Annotated in this window: 17 protein-coding genes; 4 read left to right on the forward strand and 13 right to left on the reverse strand. The window is 68.4% G+C overall.

The annotated features are described in order from the left end of the window. The first annotated feature begins 107 nt into the window (after positions 1–107). Positions 108–611: a hypothetical protein gene (locus ACZ6YV_RS19300; protein ID WP_465510887.1), complete on the forward strand. Its 504-nt coding sequence runs from the start codon at positions 108–110 to the stop codon at positions 609–611. On the opposite strand, the gene ACZ6YV_RS19305 is transcribed toward ACZ6YV_RS19300, so the two are convergent. The 13 genes from ACZ6YV_RS19305 to ACZ6YV_RS19365 form a co-directional block, all read right to left on the reverse strand. Next, a complete protein-coding gene (locus tag ACZ6YV_RS19305; protein ID WP_465510888.1) occupies positions 612–1,106 on the reverse strand; it encodes a hypothetical protein in 495 nt (164 codons plus the stop codon). Continuing rightward, positions 1,103–1,591, reverse strand: coding sequence for a hypothetical protein (locus ACZ6YV_RS19310; RefSeq protein WP_465510889.1), 489 nt, complete (start codon positions 1,589–1,591; stop codon positions 1,103–1,105). Before ACZ6YV_RS19310 ends, ACZ6YV_RS19305 begins: the two co-directional genes overlap by 4 nt. Then, the gene (locus tag ACZ6YV_RS19315; protein WP_465510890.1) at positions 1,591–2,826 is read right to left on the reverse strand and encodes an MCE family protein; all 1,236 of its coding nucleotides are present in this window, start codon (positions 2,824–2,826) and stop codon (positions 1,591–1,593) included. The genes ACZ6YV_RS19310 and ACZ6YV_RS19315 overlap by 1 nt, the downstream gene beginning before the upstream one ends. Next, on the reverse strand, positions 2,823–4,037 hold the full coding sequence (locus ACZ6YV_RS19320) for an MCE family protein (protein ID WP_465510891.1): 1,215 nt from the start codon (positions 4,035–4,037) through the stop codon (positions 2,823–2,825). Before ACZ6YV_RS19320 ends, ACZ6YV_RS19315 begins: the two co-directional genes overlap by 4 nt. Then, positions 4,034–5,224, reverse strand: a complete 1,191-nt coding sequence (locus ACZ6YV_RS19325; RefSeq protein ID WP_465510892.1) for an MCE family protein — start codon at positions 5,222–5,224, stop codon at positions 4,034–4,036. The genes ACZ6YV_RS19320 and ACZ6YV_RS19325 overlap by 4 nt, the downstream gene beginning before the upstream one ends. Next, positions 5,221–6,252, reverse strand: coding sequence for an MCE family protein (locus ACZ6YV_RS19330; RefSeq protein ID WP_465510893.1), 1,032 nt, complete (start codon positions 6,250–6,252; stop codon positions 5,221–5,223). The genes ACZ6YV_RS19325 and ACZ6YV_RS19330 overlap by 4 nt, the downstream gene beginning before the upstream one ends. Next, positions 6,249–7,286: an MCE family protein gene (locus ACZ6YV_RS19335; RefSeq protein WP_378240496.1), complete on the reverse strand. Its 1,038-nt coding sequence runs from the start codon at positions 7,284–7,286 to the stop codon at positions 6,249–6,251. Before ACZ6YV_RS19335 ends, ACZ6YV_RS19330 begins: the two co-directional genes overlap by 4 nt. 439 nt (positions 7,287–7,725) lie before the next feature. After that, positions 7,726–9,060, reverse strand: a complete 1,335-nt coding sequence (locus ACZ6YV_RS19340) for an MCE family protein (protein ID WP_465510894.1) — start codon at positions 9,058–9,060, stop codon at positions 7,726–7,728. Then, the gene (locus ACZ6YV_RS19345) at positions 9,057–9,905 is read right to left on the reverse strand and encodes an MlaE family ABC transporter permease (protein WP_465510895.1); all 849 of its coding nucleotides are present in this window, start codon (positions 9,903–9,905) and stop codon (positions 9,057–9,059) included. The genes ACZ6YV_RS19340 and ACZ6YV_RS19345 overlap by 4 nt, the downstream gene beginning before the upstream one ends. A 1-nt stretch (position 9,906) precedes the next feature. Then, the gene (locus ACZ6YV_RS19350) at positions 9,907–10,665 is read right to left on the reverse strand and encodes an MlaE family ABC transporter permease (protein WP_465511028.1); all 759 of its coding nucleotides are present in this window, start codon (positions 10,663–10,665) and stop codon (positions 9,907–9,909) included. Positions 10,666–10,783: 118 nt separating this feature from the next. Continuing rightward, on the reverse strand, positions 10,784–11,545 hold the full coding sequence (locus tag ACZ6YV_RS19355; protein WP_465510896.1) for a glucose 1-dehydrogenase: 762 nt from the start codon (positions 11,543–11,545) through the stop codon (positions 10,784–10,786). A 10-nt stretch (positions 11,546–11,555) separates the two neighbouring features. After that, positions 11,556–12,440 (reverse strand): 3-oxoacyl-ACP reductase, encoded by an 885-nt coding sequence (locus tag ACZ6YV_RS19360; RefSeq protein WP_465510897.1) that lies wholly within the window; start codon positions 12,438–12,440, stop codon positions 11,556–11,558. A 71-nt stretch (positions 12,441–12,511) separates the two neighbouring features. Next, on the reverse strand, positions 12,512–12,703 hold the full coding sequence (locus tag ACZ6YV_RS19365; RefSeq protein ID WP_465510898.1) for a ferredoxin: 192 nt from the start codon (positions 12,701–12,703) through the stop codon (positions 12,512–12,514). A 103-nt stretch (positions 12,704–12,806) separates the two neighbouring features. On the opposite strand from ACZ6YV_RS19365, the gene ACZ6YV_RS19370 reads away from it, so the two are divergent. The 3 genes from ACZ6YV_RS19370 to ACZ6YV_RS19380 are packed head-to-tail and all read left to right on the forward strand — an operon-like array spanning position 12,807 to position 16,580. Beyond that, the gene (locus tag ACZ6YV_RS19370) at positions 12,807–13,988 is read left to right on the forward strand and encodes an acyl-CoA dehydrogenase family protein (protein WP_465510899.1); all 1,182 of its coding nucleotides are present in this window, start codon (positions 12,807–12,809) and stop codon (positions 13,986–13,988) included. Positions 13,989–13,998: 10 nt separating this feature from the next. Further along, entirely contained in the window at positions 13,999–15,072 is a 1,074-nt protein-coding gene (locus tag ACZ6YV_RS19375; protein WP_465510900.1) for an acyl-CoA dehydrogenase family protein, read from the forward strand. Next, on the forward strand, positions 15,069–16,580 hold the full coding sequence (locus ACZ6YV_RS19380) for a long-chain-fatty-acid--CoA ligase (protein WP_465510901.1): 1,512 nt from the start codon (positions 15,069–15,071) through the stop codon (positions 16,578–16,580). The genes ACZ6YV_RS19375 and ACZ6YV_RS19380 overlap by 4 nt, the downstream gene beginning before the upstream one ends. Positions 16,581–16,704: the final 124 nt, after the last annotated feature.

Below are 16,704 nucleotides of genomic sequence, written 5' to 3' on the forward strand. Positions count from 1 at the left end.
CGGATAACGGTTCCGACGCGTTTTTCACCATTCGTAACGAGGCCAAATCCCCTATTGGGAAGGCCGCCGTTCCCGCATTCTCGATAGCACGAGGAAAAGGGGAGAAAATGGGAGCGAAGAACTGGGCGGCGATCACGCTGATGGCGGCGGGCACCTTGGCGGCGTGCGCGGTACCCAATCAGGGAACGGCGACTCCGGCCGTCGCGGTGGCCGCTCCGCCGAACACGATCGTGATCCAGCCACCGGCCGCCGCGGCCCCGCCGCAGACGGTTTATGTCGCACCGCCGACGACGCAGACGGTCTATCCCGCCCCCGCGGTCCCGGTGGCGCAAACGGTGATCGCCTACTACGACGCGCTCAACCGGCGTGATTTCCTCACCGCGTGGAATCTCGGCGGTCAGCGGCTGGCGAAAGGCGGCACTTATGCCTCCTACGTCAAGGGATTCGCGACGACGTCGTGGGACACGCTCATCGTGACGGATGTCCGGGGGAACACGGTGTACGTCGACCTTTCGGCCCGTCAGAACAATGGTTCGATGCGGAATTTCGCCGGTTCCTACACCGTTTCCGGTGGCGCGATCACCGGGGCGAACATGAAGCGTCTCTCGTGATCAAAGGGCGGTCAGCTGCGAGATCTTCCACCGTCCGTCGACTCGCTGGGCTGTGACCGAAAGCTGGGAAACTGTCGACTGCGGGGCCCCTCCCCCGGCGGCGATCGTCTGCTGGTCGAGGAACAACAGCACTTCGGCCTGGTCTCCGCGCAAGGACCGGACGCCGAGTGAACGGACCGTCGTCGTACGCACCAACTTCTGTTCTTCGGCCCGTTTCCGCGCCGACGCGAACTGGTCGCGGTACTGCCCTGTCGCCTCGCCGGTCAGCACGTCGGCCGCGGCGCGCTCGGTCCGCGCGAGGTTGCTGTAGTCGTAGGAGAAGACGGCCTTCACCCCGGCGCCGACCTGGTCCGAGACCTCGGCCGTGGCGGCCTGGTCCACCAGCGCCGCGTTGCCGTCCGAGCCCAGCGAGGACGCCTGGAGGCCGAACCACACCGCGCAACCGGTGGCCAGCGCGATGATCGCGATCAGGAGCCGCGGGAGGCGCCCGGTCACGAGCCCGCCGCCTGCACCGCGCTGACCTTCCAGCCGTCCTCGACGCGCTGGTAGTCGACGATCAGCCTGCTGACCTTGGGCGCGGCCGATCCGCCGCCGGTGCTGACCCGCACGTCCAGCACGGCCAGCAGCCTCGCCGTCCCGGCGGCCGCGTCGAGTTCGGTGACGGCGGCCTGTTTGAGCTTGGCCGTGGCGACGGTCTTGCCCGTGTTCGCGCGGTCGATCTGGATCTGCCGGTCCCCGGCGAGGTCCTTGCCGAGCCGTCCCGTGGTGACGCCGAGCCAGCGGTCGACGTCCTGGGCCCCGCTGCGGTAGTCGATCGTGTTGAGCACTTCGAGCTGGCCGGACGCGGCGGTGAGGACGGCTTCGCGTTCGCGGCCGCGGGCCAGGCCGTCGTCCCGGGCGGCGCTCCACCAGGACCAGCCGAACCAGGCGGCCGCGAGGACCGCCAGCGCGGCGACGACGGTCAGGGCACGGGTGAGCACTACTTGCCGCCCAGCAACGCGCCCAGGCCACCCGGCGCGGATCCGGTGAGCAGGTTCAGCACACCCGGCAGCTGGGCGGATTCGGCCGCTTGAGGAGTCTGCTTCGGCCGCTCCGGGACCGCTGGCGGCTTCCCGGCGTACGGGGCGTTCTGCGAACCTCGCACGCCGGTGGGGCTTCCCGGCGGCTCGGCGCAGTAGGCCTGCGTGTTCACCGGTGCTTCGGTGGTGTCGTTGGCGGGACGCTGCTTCGTGCCCTCGTAGCCCTTCGTGCACGAGACCGGGTCGAAGAAGTTGAACACGACGCCGAGGTGGCCCGTGCCGTCCGGCGACGTCGACCGCGAGAACGCCGAGATGATCGGATACGCGACCAGGAGTTCCTCGATCGCGTCGGTGCGGGCGGAGGTGATCTGGGCGGTGGTGAGCGCGTTCGCGAACAGGACCCCGAGGTCGGTTCCCGAAACCGCGAGCACGTCGCTGATCTGGCGGCTCAGCTTGGGCGCCTCGTCGATCACGCGCCGCAGATCCGGGTCGGACGTCTTCAGCTGCGCGGCGATCGTCTTGAGCCCGCTGGAGAACTGGGTGATGTTGTCCGCCTGCCGCCGCTGCGTGTCCAGCACCGTCCGCGAGTTCGCCAGCAGGCCCTGGGTGTCGGGCAGGTATTGGGTCGCGGTCGCGGTGAGCGAACCGGTGCTGTCCAGCAGCTGCCGCAAGTCCGGGCCGGCGTTGGCGAAAGCCTCGTAGGTCTCGTCGACGACGGTCTTCAGCGACTCCGGTTTCACACTCGACACCAGTTTGTCCAAATTGGACAGCACGGTGTCCGGCCCGAGCGGGATCGAGGTCTTGTCCCGTTTGATGACCGAGCCAGCGGCCAGGTACGGCCCGTTTTCGTGCATGGGCAGCAGATCGACGTACTGCTCCCCCACCGCCGACCGGTTCGCGACCGCGGCCTTGGTGTCCGCGGGGATCTTCGGCGCCCCGGAATCGATGTCGAGGCCGAGGTCGACGCCGTGCTCGGTGAGCGTCATCGACGAGACCTTGCCGACCGCGACGCCGCGGTAGGAGACCTCGGCGTTGACGAAGATCCCGCCGGAGTCCACGAGCTGCGCGGTGACGAGGTACCCGCGGGTGCCGAACAGCCTGTCCAGCCCGGCGTACTTACCGCCCGCGTAGACGACCGAAACCACCGCGATGACGAGGAACACCGCCATCTGGATCTTGGTCTTGCGCGTGATCACCGGCCACCTCCGAGGATCGGCCCGAGGATCCCGCCGAGCACACCGCCCAGGACGTCCCCTTGCGGTGCCTGAGGTACCTGTGGCGCCTGCGGGAGATCGCCGGTGGGCAGCGGCAGCACCGGCGGCGCGGCGCCGTTGTTGAACGGGATCGCGCCGGGCGCGCCGGTGCCCCGGGTCCCCGGCAGCTGAATGATCGGCTGCGACGAGTTGTTCATGTTCTCCAGGAAGGTGTCCAGGTTCAGGTCGATCTTGGCCTCGACGTTCGCGTAGTCGCCCTTGATCACGTTGCCCGCGTAGTCCGGGAACGGGTATGTGAGCAGGATCCGCAGCGCCGTCGGCAGGTCCTGGCCCGCCTCGGTCAGCTTCTTCAGCGTCGGCTGCAACGCGCGAAGGTTCGCCACCAGCGAGTCCTTGCTGGCGTTGATCGTTTCGGTCGCGACACCGGACAGCGTGTTCAGCGACTGGAGCATGCCGACGAGCTGGTCCCGTTGCTCGGTCACGACCTTGAGCCCCGGCGAGAGGTTGTCGAGCGCGTTTGTGAGGTTCTGCGTCTGGCCGACCAGGGTTTTGGACAATTTGTCGATACCGTCGATGGCGCGCAGGATCTCGCCCTTGTGCCCGTCGAGTTCGGTGGCCAGCTTGTCCACTTGGGACAGCAGCCCGCGGACCTCGGCCTCGTTGCCGGTGAGCGCTTCGTTCAGTTCGTGGCTGATCTTCTGGATCTGCTCGACCCCGCCGCCGTTGAGCAGCAGGGAAAGCGCGCCGAGGACCTCTTCGACCTCGGGGTTGCGGTTCGTGCGGTCCAGCGGGATCTTCGCGCCCTCGGCGAGCGTTCCCTCGGGCTTTTCGGGGGCGTGCAGGTCGACGAACTTCTCCCCGAGCAGGCTCGACTGCCGCAGTTCGGCCCGCGCGTTGGCGGGCAGCGCGATGTCGCCGTTGACGATCATGTTCACCCACGCCGACCGGGTGTCCGGTGCGAGGTCGATCTTCTCGACCCGGCCGACCGAGACGTCGTTGACCTTCACGGTCGCCTGCGGCACGAGATCGAGGACGTCGGAGAACTGCGCGGACAGGCGGTACGGATGGTCGCCGAGGTCCGCGCCGCCGGGCAAGGGAGTGTTGTACAGGCCCGAGAAACCGCCGTCACTGCAGCCGGCCAGCACCAGGACGCCCGCCATCACCCCCGCGATCCTCTGCCGTTGCCGCCTCATTTCGGGAGCCCCTTGGCCATGACGTCGATCAGCGGGAGCGGCAACGGCGGCAGTTCGCCGCTCTGCAGCGAAGCCAGCACCTGCGGGATCGACGGGAGTTTCAGCGTGCCGTCGAGGACCGGCGCGAGCTGCTTGCAGATGGTGCCCAGCGCGTCCGGGATCGGTTTCGGCGTGCTCGCGCTGATCAGGCGGCACACGGTCAGGATCGGCGGATGCGTGAGCTCGTTCAGGTTGTCCCGCACCGCGATCGTGCCGGACGCCGCGTCGTAGGAGTTGATGAAGTTCGTCGCCCCGGTCGGTGCGATGTCGATCACCTCGGCGAGCGAAGCCCGCTGATCCACGAGCACCTTCGTCAGCCCGGCCAGCTTGTCCACATTGGACGAAAGCAGGTCCTTGTTCTCCGCGACGAACTTCTCGACGTCGCCCATCGCCGTCGCCAGGGAGTTCAGCGCGGCGCCGACGTCGGCCGAGTCCGCGGCGAGGAACCCGCTCACGTCCGCGGCCCGGCGGTAGAACTCGTTGAGCTGCTTGTCGCTGTCGGCCAGCGCGCCGGTGAAGGAGTTCAGGTTCTGGATCGTGCTGAACAGGTCACCCTTGGAGCTGTCCAGGGTCTTGGCCAGTTCGGACAGCCTCGTCACCGTGGTGTTGAGGTTCTTCCCGTTGCCGTCGAGGTTCGCCGCCGCGGTGTCGAGCACGTCGGACAGCGCGCCGTTCTTGTTGGCACCGTTGGGTCCCAGGCTGGTCGAGAGCTTGTCGAGGCTCGTGTAGAGATCGTCGAGTTCGGCCGGTGTGGCGGTCTTCTCCTTGGCGATCACCGTGTCCGCGGCCATTTCGGGGCCGCTCTCGTAGGCCGGGGTCAGCTGCACGTACCGGTCGCTCACCAGGCTCGGCGCGACGACGACGGCCCCCGCGTCGGCCGGGATCGGGGTGTCTTCGTCGACCCGCATGTCGACCCGGACAGCCTCGCCCTGCGGCGTGACCCCGGTGATCTCGCCGACCTTCACGCCGAGCACCCGGACCGACGAACCCGCGTAGAGCCCGACGGTCTTGCCGAAGTAGGCGCTGATCCGCGTCCCGCCGGGATCCTTGAACACCAGCCACAGCCCGGCCGTCACGATCAGGACGAGGACACAGGCGAACGCGACCCAGGTGTAGAGCGTGCGTCCGGTGCGCGTGTGGATGGTCATCGCCCGCCCACCCCCTGGTTCGGCGCCGCGATCGGCGGGGTGCAGCCCTCCGGGTTGACCTGGAACGCGCCCGCGATGATCGTCGGCGGCAGCAGCCCGCACAGGTAGCCCTCGAACCAGCGTCCGTTCCCGGTCGCGTTGGCGCCGACGCGGGCGAACGGCGCCATCAGCGCGAGGCTGCGGTTGAGGTTGTCCTGGTTGCGCTGCAGGATGTCGGTGACCTTGCCGAGTTTCTCCAGCGTCGGCTTCATCTGCTGCCGGTTGTCGGCGACGAGCCCGGACAGCTGCGCGGAGACCTGTTGCGTGCCCTTGAGCAACGTGCTGATCGCGTCCTTCCGGTTCTGCAGTTCGGCGAGCAGGAGATTGCCGTCGTCGAGGATCCGCTTCAGCTGGGCGTTGCGATCGGACAGCGTCTTGGACACCTTGCTCGTGTTGGACAGCAACGTCTTCAGGTCACCGTCACGGGAAGACACCGTCTTGGACAAGGAAGAAAGGCCACCCAGCGCGTCCTTCAGGTACTGGGGGCTGTCCTTGAGCGCGTCGGAGAGGACGGTGAAACTCGTCGCCAGCTGCGCGGTGTCGATGTCGCCGACCGTGCCCGAAAGCTGCTGGAACGCGTCCTGCAGTTCGAACGGCGTCCGCGTGCGGTCGAGCCCGATGGTGGCGTTCGGATCCTGGCTCGCCTTGCCTTTCGGGGTCAGCGCGAGGAACTTCTCGCCGAGCAGCGTCTTGATCTCGATCGACGCGGCGGTGGCATCGCCGACCCGCACATCTTTGACCCGGAACTTCACCAGCACCTTCTTGCCCGCCAGCTCGACCGAACTGACCTGCCCGACCTTGACCCCGGCGACCTGGACCTCGTTGTCCGGCGCGAGCCCGGCCGACTCACCGAAGTACGCGGAGTACGTCGTCCCGCTGCCGAAGAGCGGGATCCGGTCGGAGAAGTACGTGGTCGCCGTGATCAGCACGATCAGGATGAGCGTCACCCCGCCGACCACGGCCTGGTTGCGTTCCTTGAGCGGCTTCACGGCCCGCACCTCTCCGGTCGCTGCGTGCCGGGCAGCGGCGTGATCGGCAGTTCGATGTTGAGCGACTTGATGCCGATGCTGCCGGAGATCCCGCACAGGTAGTAGTTGAACCAGCTGCCGTAGCTCAGCGTCCTGGTGAACTTCTGCAGGTTGCCCGGCAGCACCTGCAGGAGATGGTCGAGCAGCTGTTCCGAATCGCCGAGGTTCTGCGACAGCGCGCCGAGCTGCGCGACGTCGTCCTTGATGGCCGGCCGCGCGTCGGCGAGCAGGCCTGTCGTGGCGACGGTGAGGTCGCCCAGCGCCTTGACCGCGTCGCCGATCGGCTGCCGCTGTTCGGCGAGGCCGGTGACCAGCCGCTGGGTCTGGTCGATCAGCTCGCCCAGCTGGGGCGAGCGCTTCTCGACCGTGCCGAGGACGGTGTTGAGGTTCGCGATGACGTCACCGATGATCTTGTCCTTGCCCGCGATGGCCGACGTGACCGACGCGGTGTGGGCGAGCAGGCTGGTGATCGTGCCACCCTCGCCCTGGAAGACCTGGATGATCTCGTAGGAGAGCTTGTTGACGTCCTCGGGGTTCAGCGCGCGGAAGAGCGGTTTGAAGCCGTTGAAGAGGACTGTCAGGTTCAGGGCCGGTTTGGTGCGCTCGGGCGGGATGGTGCCGCCGCGCGGCAACGACTTCTCGTCCCCGATGTCGGTGCCGAGCGAGAGGTACCGCTGGCCGACCAGGTTGCGGTACTTGATGGTCGCGGTCACCGAGGCGGGCAGCCGGTGGGTGGTCTGGATGTCGAAGTGGACCTGGGCGAAGTTCTTCTCGCCCTCTTCGACCTCGATGCTGCCGACCTGCCCGACCTTCACGCCGACGATGCGGACGTCATCGCCCTCCTTGAGCCCGGACGCGTCGGTGAACTTGGCCGTATAGCCCGAAGTCTCGCCGAAGTTGGTGTTCGCGATGGTGGCGCCGAGGATCGCGGTGAGCAGCACGGTGACCACCGCGAAGACGAGGATCTTGACCAGATCCGGGACGAAGGACCTCATCGGACCGCCCTCCCGCCTCGTGAGTGGCAAGGCTGGTTAGAACTGTCCTTGCCACTCACGAGACCCAAGCGTGTCCGCAGGTAGCCCTGGGAAGCCGCGAGGCCGGTGACGGGGCGGGCGGGTTGTGAAAGCCACTTTCGCAACGTTGAAGGTTGCGAAAGTGGCTTTCGCAACGTCGATCGAGCTGGGGAGCGGCGGTCTCGTGAGTGGCGGGGCTGGTTAGAACCGTCCTTACCGCTCACGAGACCCGAAGACTGCGCGCCCGATGCCGCGAAAGCGCCGTTCACCGCGTCGCAGGCGGTGAAAGCTCCCCTCAGCCCGGCCTCGCGGCGGTGGGGCGTGTCGCGAAAGCCACTTTCGGGACGCCAGATGTCGCGAAAGTGGCTTTCGCGACCTGACCGGAGCCCGGCCCGCACCATGGGTGCCTCCAGCACGCTGCTCACTTCAGTTCCACCTCCGCCCCGCGGTACAGCGGCCCCACCAGCAAGCTGCCCCAGTTCGGCACCTGGTCCGGCGTCGTCCCCATCGCGGGCGACACGAGCAGGTCGATCAGCCGCTGTTCGTCCGGTGTGTTCACCACCGAACCGCCGGCGCTCCCGCCCGCAGGCACAGCCCCGTTCGAAGGCAGGGTGCCGTCGGGGTCGCGCGGCGGCGCGGGCTTCGAGGACCCGTCGTCGATCGCGCCGTCCGGCGGATACTGCGGCCAGCGGCCCGGCGGCGGCACCTCCGGGTAGCACCGCGGGCCGCGTTTGTCGTCGTACTTCGGCTCGTCGACGCCGGGCAGGTACTTGCCGCGGCTCGGCGTGAATTCGATGGTCACCCGGCTGACCTCGGGATGCGCGGTGCCCTTGCCGAACGCGAGTTCCGCGCGCGGCACCGATCCGGCGAGCTGTTTGAGCAGGCACGGGTACTCCGGCGCGTATTTCGCGAGGACGTCCAGCGTGGGCTGGAGGCTGGTGGTGAGGCGGATCAGGTTGTCCTGGTTCACCTTCAGGAAGCTCGTCAGGTCGAGCGAAGCCGCGGTCACCGTCGAGTAGACGTCGGCGAGCCCGCGCTGGCTCTCGACCAGGGTCTTGCTCGTGGTGGTCAGATCCGACAGCGCGGCCAGCAGATCCGGCGCGGCCTTGTCGTAGATCTTGGCGGCGTCGGCCAGTCCGGTGATGTCGGCCTTGAGGTCGGGCAGTGACGGGTTCACTTTCCCGAGATAGTCCGAAAGTCCCGCCATCGTCGCACCGAGCTGCTTGCCCTGACCGTCCAATGCGGACGCGACGGCGTTCAACGTGCTGGCCATCTTCTCCGGCTGGACGGCCTGCAGCAACGGCATCACGTTGCCGAGCACGGTTTCCAGCTCGATCGCGCTGCTGCTGCGGTCCTGCGGGATGACGTCGCCCTCGCCGATATGCCGTTCCGGCCTGTCGGGGATCTGCAAAGCCACGTACCGCTCGCCGAACAGCGTCTTCGGCAGCAGCCGCGCGGACACGTTCGACGGGATGACCTTGGTCTTGTCCGGCTGCAGCGCCAGGTCCATCGTCGCGTGGTCGCCGTGGGCCTGGATCGACCGCACCTCGCCGACGACCATCCCGCGCACCTTGACGTCCGCGCCCTCGCGCATCTGGTTGCCGATGCGGTCGGTCTCCAGTTTCACCAGGGTCACCGTGGTGAAGGCCTTCTGGTAGAAGGCGATGGTGGTGACGAAGAAGAGCACGACCACCACGAGGAAGACCAGCCCCAGCACCTGGTGCCGGAGCCGCCGCAGCAGAATCCCCCTGTTCACCCGGAAATCCTCACTGTCGTCGTGGCGCCCCAGATCGCGAGGCTCAGGAAGAAGTCGAGTACCGAGATCAGCACGATCGACGTCCGCACCGCGCGGCCGACGGCGATCCCCACCCCGGCGGGCCCACCGCTGGCGGTATAGCCGTAATAGCAATGGGAAAGGATGACGAGCACGCTGAAGACGATCACCTTCAGGAACGACCAGAGCACGTCCTCGGGCGGCAGGAACAGCGTGAAGTAGTGGTCGTAGGTGCCCGCCGACTGGCCGTAGAGCCAGATGGTGATCTGCCGCGAGGCGAGGTAGGACGAGAGCAGGCCGACGGCGTAGAGCGGGATGACAGCGCTGACGCCGGCGATCACCCGCGTCGTCACGAGGTACGGCAGGCTCGGCACACCCATCACTTCGAGCGCGTCGATCTCCTCGGAGATCTTCATCGCGCCGAGTTGCGCGGTGAACCCGCAGCCGACGGTGGCCGAGAGCGCCAGCCCCGCCGAGAGCGGCGCGACCTCGCGAGTGTTGAAGTAGGCGGAGATGAACCCTGTCAGCGCGGCCGTGCCGAGCTGGTTCAGCGCCGAGTAGCCCTGCATGCCGACGATGAGCCCGGTGAACAGCGTCATCCCGATCATCACGCCGAGCGTCCCGCCGATCACCGCGAGCGCGCCGGTGCCGAAGCTGACTTCGGTCAGCAGGCGGAAGACTTCGCGGCCGTAGCGCCGGAGGGTGCGCGGGGTCCAGGCCAGCGCCCGGAAGTAGAACGACAGCTGGCCGCCGAAGCCCTCCAGCATCGCGCCAGGGCGCGCGATGATCTCCAGGGTCCGGTCCGAAACAGCGGGTTCGGCTGCCATGTCACATCGCCTTCGGCGGCACGATCCGCAGGTAGATCGCCGTCAGCACGACGTTGATCAGGAACAGCAGCAGGAACGTGATGACCACGGCCTGGTTCACCGCGTCGCCGACGCCCTTCGGCCCGCCCGCAGGGTTCAGCCCGCGGAAGGCCGCGACCACGCCGGCGACGAAACCGTAGAGGAGCGCCTTGATCTCGCTGACCCACAGGTCCGGCACCTGCGCGAGCGCGTTGAAGCTGGCGAGGTACGCGCCCGGGGTGCCGCCCTGCATGACGACGTTGAAGAAGTAGCCGCCGAGCACCCCGACGACGCTGACCAAACCGTTCAGCAGTACCGAAACCACGATCGCCGCCAGCACACGGGGCACGATCAGGCGCTGGATCGGGTTGACCCCGAGGACTTCCATCGCGTCGATCTCTTCGCGGATCTTGCGGGCGCCGATGTCGGCGCAGACCGCGCTACCGCCCGCGCCCGCCACCAGCAGCGCGGTGATCAGCGGGCTCGCCTGCTGCACGATCGCGAGCGCGCTCGCCGCGCCGGTGAACGACTGCGCGCCGATCTGCTGGGTCAGCGATCCCAGTTGCAGGGCGATGACCGCGCCGAACGGGATCGCCACCAAAGCCGTCGGCAGGATGGTGACACTGGCGAAGAACCAGCACTGCTGGATCCATTCGCGGAACTGGAACGGGCGTTTGAAGATCGCCCGCAGGACTTCCCACGACAGGGTCGCGAGCTTGCCGACCTGGGCGAGCGCACCCATACCCGGGACGGACACCGTCGCTCCCACAGAACCTCCCAGTCGCCTGCCCCGAGTCTTACTCCACCCGCTGACGCACCGTTGCGTTAGCGGTGTTCACTCTGCTCTCGGCACCTCCGCGTCAGAACTTGAGGGCGTGCGTCGCCGTCGCGCCGCCGTCGGCGACGAACTCCGAGCCCGTGCTGTACGAACTTTCGTCGCTGGCCAGGAACAGCACGAGTTTCGCGATGTCCTCCGGCTGCCCGACGCGGCCCAGGGCGACCTTCTTGCCCACCCACGACATGTCGATCTTCTGCCCGCCCGCCGCCGCGGCGACCATCGGCGTGTCGATCGCGCCGGGATGGACCGAATTGACCCGGATGTTCTTCGCGCCGAGTTCGAGCGCCGCGACCTTGGTCATGCCGCGGATCGCGAACTTGCTCGCGGTGTAGGCGACGAGGTACGGCATCCCGGCGAGTCCTTCCACAGAGGACACGTTGACGATGGAGCCGCCTCCGGCCCCGGTCATCGGTTCAACGACCGAACGCATCCCGAGAAACGCCCCGATCTGATTGACCCGCATGACGCGTTCGTAGTCGGCGAGCGTGGTCTTCCCGAGCTCCGAGAAGTGCAGGATGCCCGCGTTGTTGACCAGCACCGTCGGCGGACCGAACTCTGCCTGGGTCCGCTGGATCGCGGTGTCCCACTCGGCCTCGTCGCCGACGTCGAGATGCTGGTAGACGGCCGATTCACCGAGTTCGGCGGCGAGTTTCTTGCCGTCGAGGTCGTTGATGTCGGCGATCATCACACGCGCGCCCTCGGCGACGAACAGCCGCGCGGCCGCCTCGCCCTGCCCGCGGGCACCGCCGGTGATCAGGGCTACCTTGCCGTCGAGCCTGCCCATCGTCATCTCCTCACGGCAGCGACATGATTTCGGATGCGGAGAACATGCGTTCCGGGTCGCGGTCGGCGAAGTAGCCGCCCACGTCCGCGACGAGTTCTTCGGCGGTCCAGGTCCCGTTGACGGTGTCGAACCGCTGTTCCACCGACGGCGGCCGCATGAGCGCGACCATCCCGCCGTAGACGAGGAAGACCTGGCCGTTGACGCGGTCGGACTCGGGCGAGCAGAGGAAGGACACGAACGGCGCGACGTGGTCGACCGAAAGCGGGTCGATCCCCTCCGGGGCGTCGGCACCGAAGACGCCTTCGGTCATCGCGGTGCGGGCGCGCGGGCAGATCGCGTTGGCGCGGACGCCGTAGCGGGAAAGGCCACGCGCGGTGGAAACGGTGAGCGCGGCGATGCCCGCCTTGGCCGCGCCGTAGTTCGGCTGGCCGGGGGCGCCGAGCAGGAACGACTCCGACGCGGTGTTGACCACGCGGCCGTACACCGGCGCTCCATCCACTTTGGACTTGTCGCGCCAGTACGCCCCGGCGTTGCGGGAAAGCAGGAAGTGCCCGCGAAGGTGGACCCGGAGCACCGTGTCCCATTCCTCGTCGGACATCGAGAAGAGCATCCTGTCCCGCAGGACGCCCGCGTTGTTGACCAGAAGGTGGAGTCCGCCGAAGTGGTCGACGGCGGCGGTGAGCAGCGCGTCCGCGGTGGAGGACTCGGACACGTCGCCGGTGACCGCGACGGCCTTGCCACCCTCGGCCTCGATCTCGTCGGCCACCACCTGCGCGGCGGTCGACACGTCGTTGACCACCACCGACGCCCCCGCCGCGGCCAGCGCCAGCGCCTCGGCCCGGCCGAGTCCCGCGCCGGCTCCGGTCACGATGGCCGTCTTGCCGTCCAAACTCACTCCGGGCCTCCTTACGTCTCCGCACACACTAGAATCTGTTCTCGCTGCATGCAAGGCCTAAATAAACGGTGCTAACTACGTATGAGCAGCGCGTTCTTCGGGCAGCTCGCCACAGCTTGAGTAACACGTTCTATTTGATTCTGTGGAACTTCCGCCGACCCGAGGACCAGCTCCTCGTCGTCGTCGAGATCGAAGACCTCGGGCGCGAAGCCGACACAGATCGCGTTCGCCTCGCAGAGCGAGCGATCGACGTCGATCTCCATATTCCCTCCTCGCCGCCACACCTGGTACAACTAGAACAGGTTCTACCTTACCGCCGAGGGCGGCCATGGCACCAGTAACGAGCACCGACGGCAGAGGTGACGGATGCGGATCGACTACACGCCGGAGCAGCGGGCCCTGGCCGGGGAACTCCGGGAGTACTTCGCCGGGCTGATGACCCCCGAGCGCCGGGAAGCCCTGGCCGGTGACGGCGGCGAGTACGGCGACGGCCTGGTGTACAAGGAGATCGTCCGGGACCTGGGCAGTTCGGGCTGGCTCGCGCTCGGCTGGCCCCGCGAGTACGGCGGGCAGGACCGGCCGATGCTCGACCAGCTGATCTTCACCGACGAGGCGGCCGCGGCCGGGGTGCCCGTCCCGTTCCTCACGGTGAACACCGTCGGGCCGACGATCATGCGCTACGGCACCGAAGAACAGAAGGCGTTCTACCTGCCGAAGATCGCCGCCGGGGAGCTGCACTTCGCGATCGGCTACTCCGAGCCGGGCGCGGGGACCGACCTGGCGTCGCTGCGCACCCGCGCGGTCCGCGACGGCGACGACTACGTCATCAACGGCCAGAAGATGTGGACGAGCCTGATCGAGTACGCCGACTACATCTGGCTGGCCGCCCGCACCGATCCCGAGGCCCGCAAGCACAAGGGCCTGAGCATGCTGATCGTGCCGACCTCGGCGGACGGCTTCTCCTGGACGAAGGTGCACACGGTCGCCGGGCCGGGTACGAGCGCGACCTATTACGACGACGTGCGCGTGCCGGTGACGTCGCGGGTCGCCGGGGAGAACGAAGGTTGGCCGCTCATCACGAACCAGCTCAACCACGAACGCGTCGCGCTCACTTCGGCCGCGCCGATCCAGACGTCGTTGCGCGACGTGCGGACCTGGGCGCAGACCACGAAGCTGCCCGACGGCTCCCACGTCATCGATCAGCCGTGGGTCCGGCTGCACCTGGCGCGGATCCACACGCACGCCGAGTACCTGAAGCTGCGGAACTGGCGGATCGCGTGGGCGGCCGCGAGCAGCGACCTCGGCCCGGCGGAGGCTTCGGCGACCAAGGTGTTCGGCACCGAATTCGCGACCGAGGCGTACCGGCTGATGATGGAGATCCTCGGCGCGGGCGCCGTGGTCCGCGAGGGCTCCCCCGGTGCCCAGTTGCGCGGCCGGATCGAACGGCTGCACCGCTCGTCCCTGATCCTCACCTTCGGCGGCGGCACCAACGAGATCCAGCGGGACATGATCGCCGCGACCGCCCTCGGCCTGCCCGTCACGCGCTAGGAGACACCCGATGGACTTCACGCTCACCGAAGCGCAGCAGGATCTCGCGTCGCTCACGCGCCGGATCCTGACGGACAAGGTCACGCCCGACGTGCTGGGACCGCACGGTTCCGGCGGGTTCGACGCTCCATTGTGGACGGCGCTCGCCCAGGCGGGGGTGATCGACGCGGCGCTGCCGCAGTCGGTCGGGGGCGGCGGGTTCGGGCTGTTGGAGCAGTGTTCCGTCCTGGCCGAGATCGGCCGCGCGGTCGCCCCGGTCCCCTATCTGACGTCGGTCGTCCTGGGCGCGGCGGCGGTGGCCGAATTCGGCGACGGACAGCTGGCCGAACGCTGGGTCGTCCCGGTCTTGCGCGGCGACCACGTCCTCGCGGTCGCGCTGCCGGACTACGGCGTGCCGTGCGGTTTCACGGCCGAGGCCGACGGCGACGGCTGGCGGCTGACCGGCGCGCAGACCGCGGTGGCGTCGGGCGCGTTCGCGCACGGCTTCCTCGTCGAAGCGGCCATCGACGGCGATCGCCAGGTGTTCCTGCTGGACCGGGACGCGGTGAGCGTCTCGGCGCAGCGGACCGTCGACCACGCCGACGCGGCGCTCGTCGAGCTGTCTGGCGCGAAGGCCGAAGTGTCCTTGGGCGACATCGGCGAATGGCTGCGGCTGCGCGGCACGGTCGGTGTCTGCGCGCAGCAGCTCGGCGTCGTCGAACGGGCGCTGGAACTCACCGCGGCGTACGCGCGGGAACGCAAGCAGTTCGGCCACCTCATCGGGAGTTTCCAGGCGGTGCGGCAGCGGCTCGCCGACGCCTACGTCGACGTCGAGGCCGTCCGGCTGACGCTGTGGCAGGCCGTCTGGCGGCTGAGCGAAGGCCTGCCGGCGGCCGAAGAGGTCGCGACGGCGAAGTTCTGGGCGGCCGAGGCGGGGCACCGCGTCGCGCACACCGCCGTGCACGTCCACGGCGGGGTCGGCATCGACGTCGACCACACGCTGCACCGCTACTTCGTCGCGGCGAAACGGCTCGAGTTCACTTTGGGCGGCGCGACCGCGCAGCTGCGCGGGCTCGGTGACCTCCTGGCCGCGGACCCGGCATGACCCCCACGGTCACGGAACTCCTGCTCGCCAGGGCGGAGGATCACTCGACCGGGTTGCTTTTCGAAGACCGGCACTGGTCGTGGGCCGAACACGTCGAGGCCTGCACCGGATACGCGGCCGCGCTCACCGGGATCCTGCGTCCCGGCGGGCATTTCGGGCTGCTGGCCGACAACATCCCCGAGTTCTCGTTCCTGCTCGGCGGTGCGGCGCTGTCGGGGCACGTCCTGGTCGGGCTGAACCCGACGCGCCGGGGCGCGGCGCTGGCCCGCGACGTCGCGCTGGCCGACTGCGAGCTGGTGTTCGCCGAGGAGAAGTATCTCCCGCTGCTGTCCGAGGCCGGTGTCCCGGTGCGGCCGCTGAGCGAACTCGCACCCTCACCGGCGACGGTCGTCCCCGTGGCCGCGAAGCCCGAAGACCTGCTCATGCTGATCTTCACCTCCGGCACCAGCGGCGACCCGAAGGCCGTCCGGTGCACGCACGGCAAGATCGCCTACCCCGGCGAGATGCTGACCGGCCGGTTCGGTCTGTCCACACAGGACACGGTGTACGTGTCGATGCCGATGTTCCACTCCAACGCCATCATGGCGGGCTGGTCGGTCGGGCTCGCGGCGGGTGCGGGGATCGCGCTGCGGCGGCGGTTCTCCGCCTCGGGTTTCCTGCCGGACATCCGGAAGTTCGGGGCGACTTACGCCAACTACGTCGGCAAGCCGCTGTCCTATGTGCTCACCACTCCCGAACAGGACGACGACGCCGACAACCCGCTGAAGCTGGTCTACGGCAACGAAGGAGCCGAAGCCGACCTCGCCGTCTTCGGCAAGCGATTCGGCTGTCACGTGGTCGACGCGTTCGGCTCGACCGAGGGCGGCGTGAACTTCGGCCGTGACGCCACCACCCCGGCCGGTTCGCTCGGCCGCCTGCTCGACGACGTCGCCATCCTCGATCCGGAGACCGGGAAGCCCTGTCCCCCGGCGGAATTCGACGCGGGCGGGAAGCTGCTCAACGCCGCCGACGCGGTCGGTGAACTGGTCAACACCGGCGGGGCGGGCTTCTTCGCCGGGTACTACGGCGATCCGGCCGCCGAGGCCGAGCGGATGCGCGACGGGATGTACCACACCGGCGACCTGGCCTACCTCGACTCGGACGGCTACTGCTACTTCGCGGGCCGGCTCGGTGACTGGCTTCGCGTCGACGGCGAAAACCTCGGCACCGCCCCGATCGAACGCGCGCTCCTGCGGCATCCCGCCGTCCGCGAGGCCGCTGTGTACGGGGTGCCGGATCCGCGCGTGGGCGACCAGGTGATGGCCGCGCTGGTCTGCCGGTCGCCGGTCGACGCGGACGAATTCACCGCTTTCGTTCTGGCGCAAGGCGATCTCGGGCCGAAACAGCGGCCCCGCTTCGTGCGGGTGGTCGAGGAACTGCCGCGGACGGCGACCCACAAGATACTGAAGCGAGAACTCGCGGCGGAGGGTGTCGTGGAGGCTTGGGAACCCCGCTACCCCCGCGTTTAGTCCTCTGAATGCGGTAGTTCGCGTTGTCGACTACCGCATCCAGAGGACGAAACGCGGGGGGCGAGGCCACGACCCGCAGATGATCCCAGGGTCGGGACCGGTGATCTTCCCGATGTCCCGGCAC

It is taken from the genome of Amycolatopsis sp. NPDC102522, from assembly GCF_055584485.1.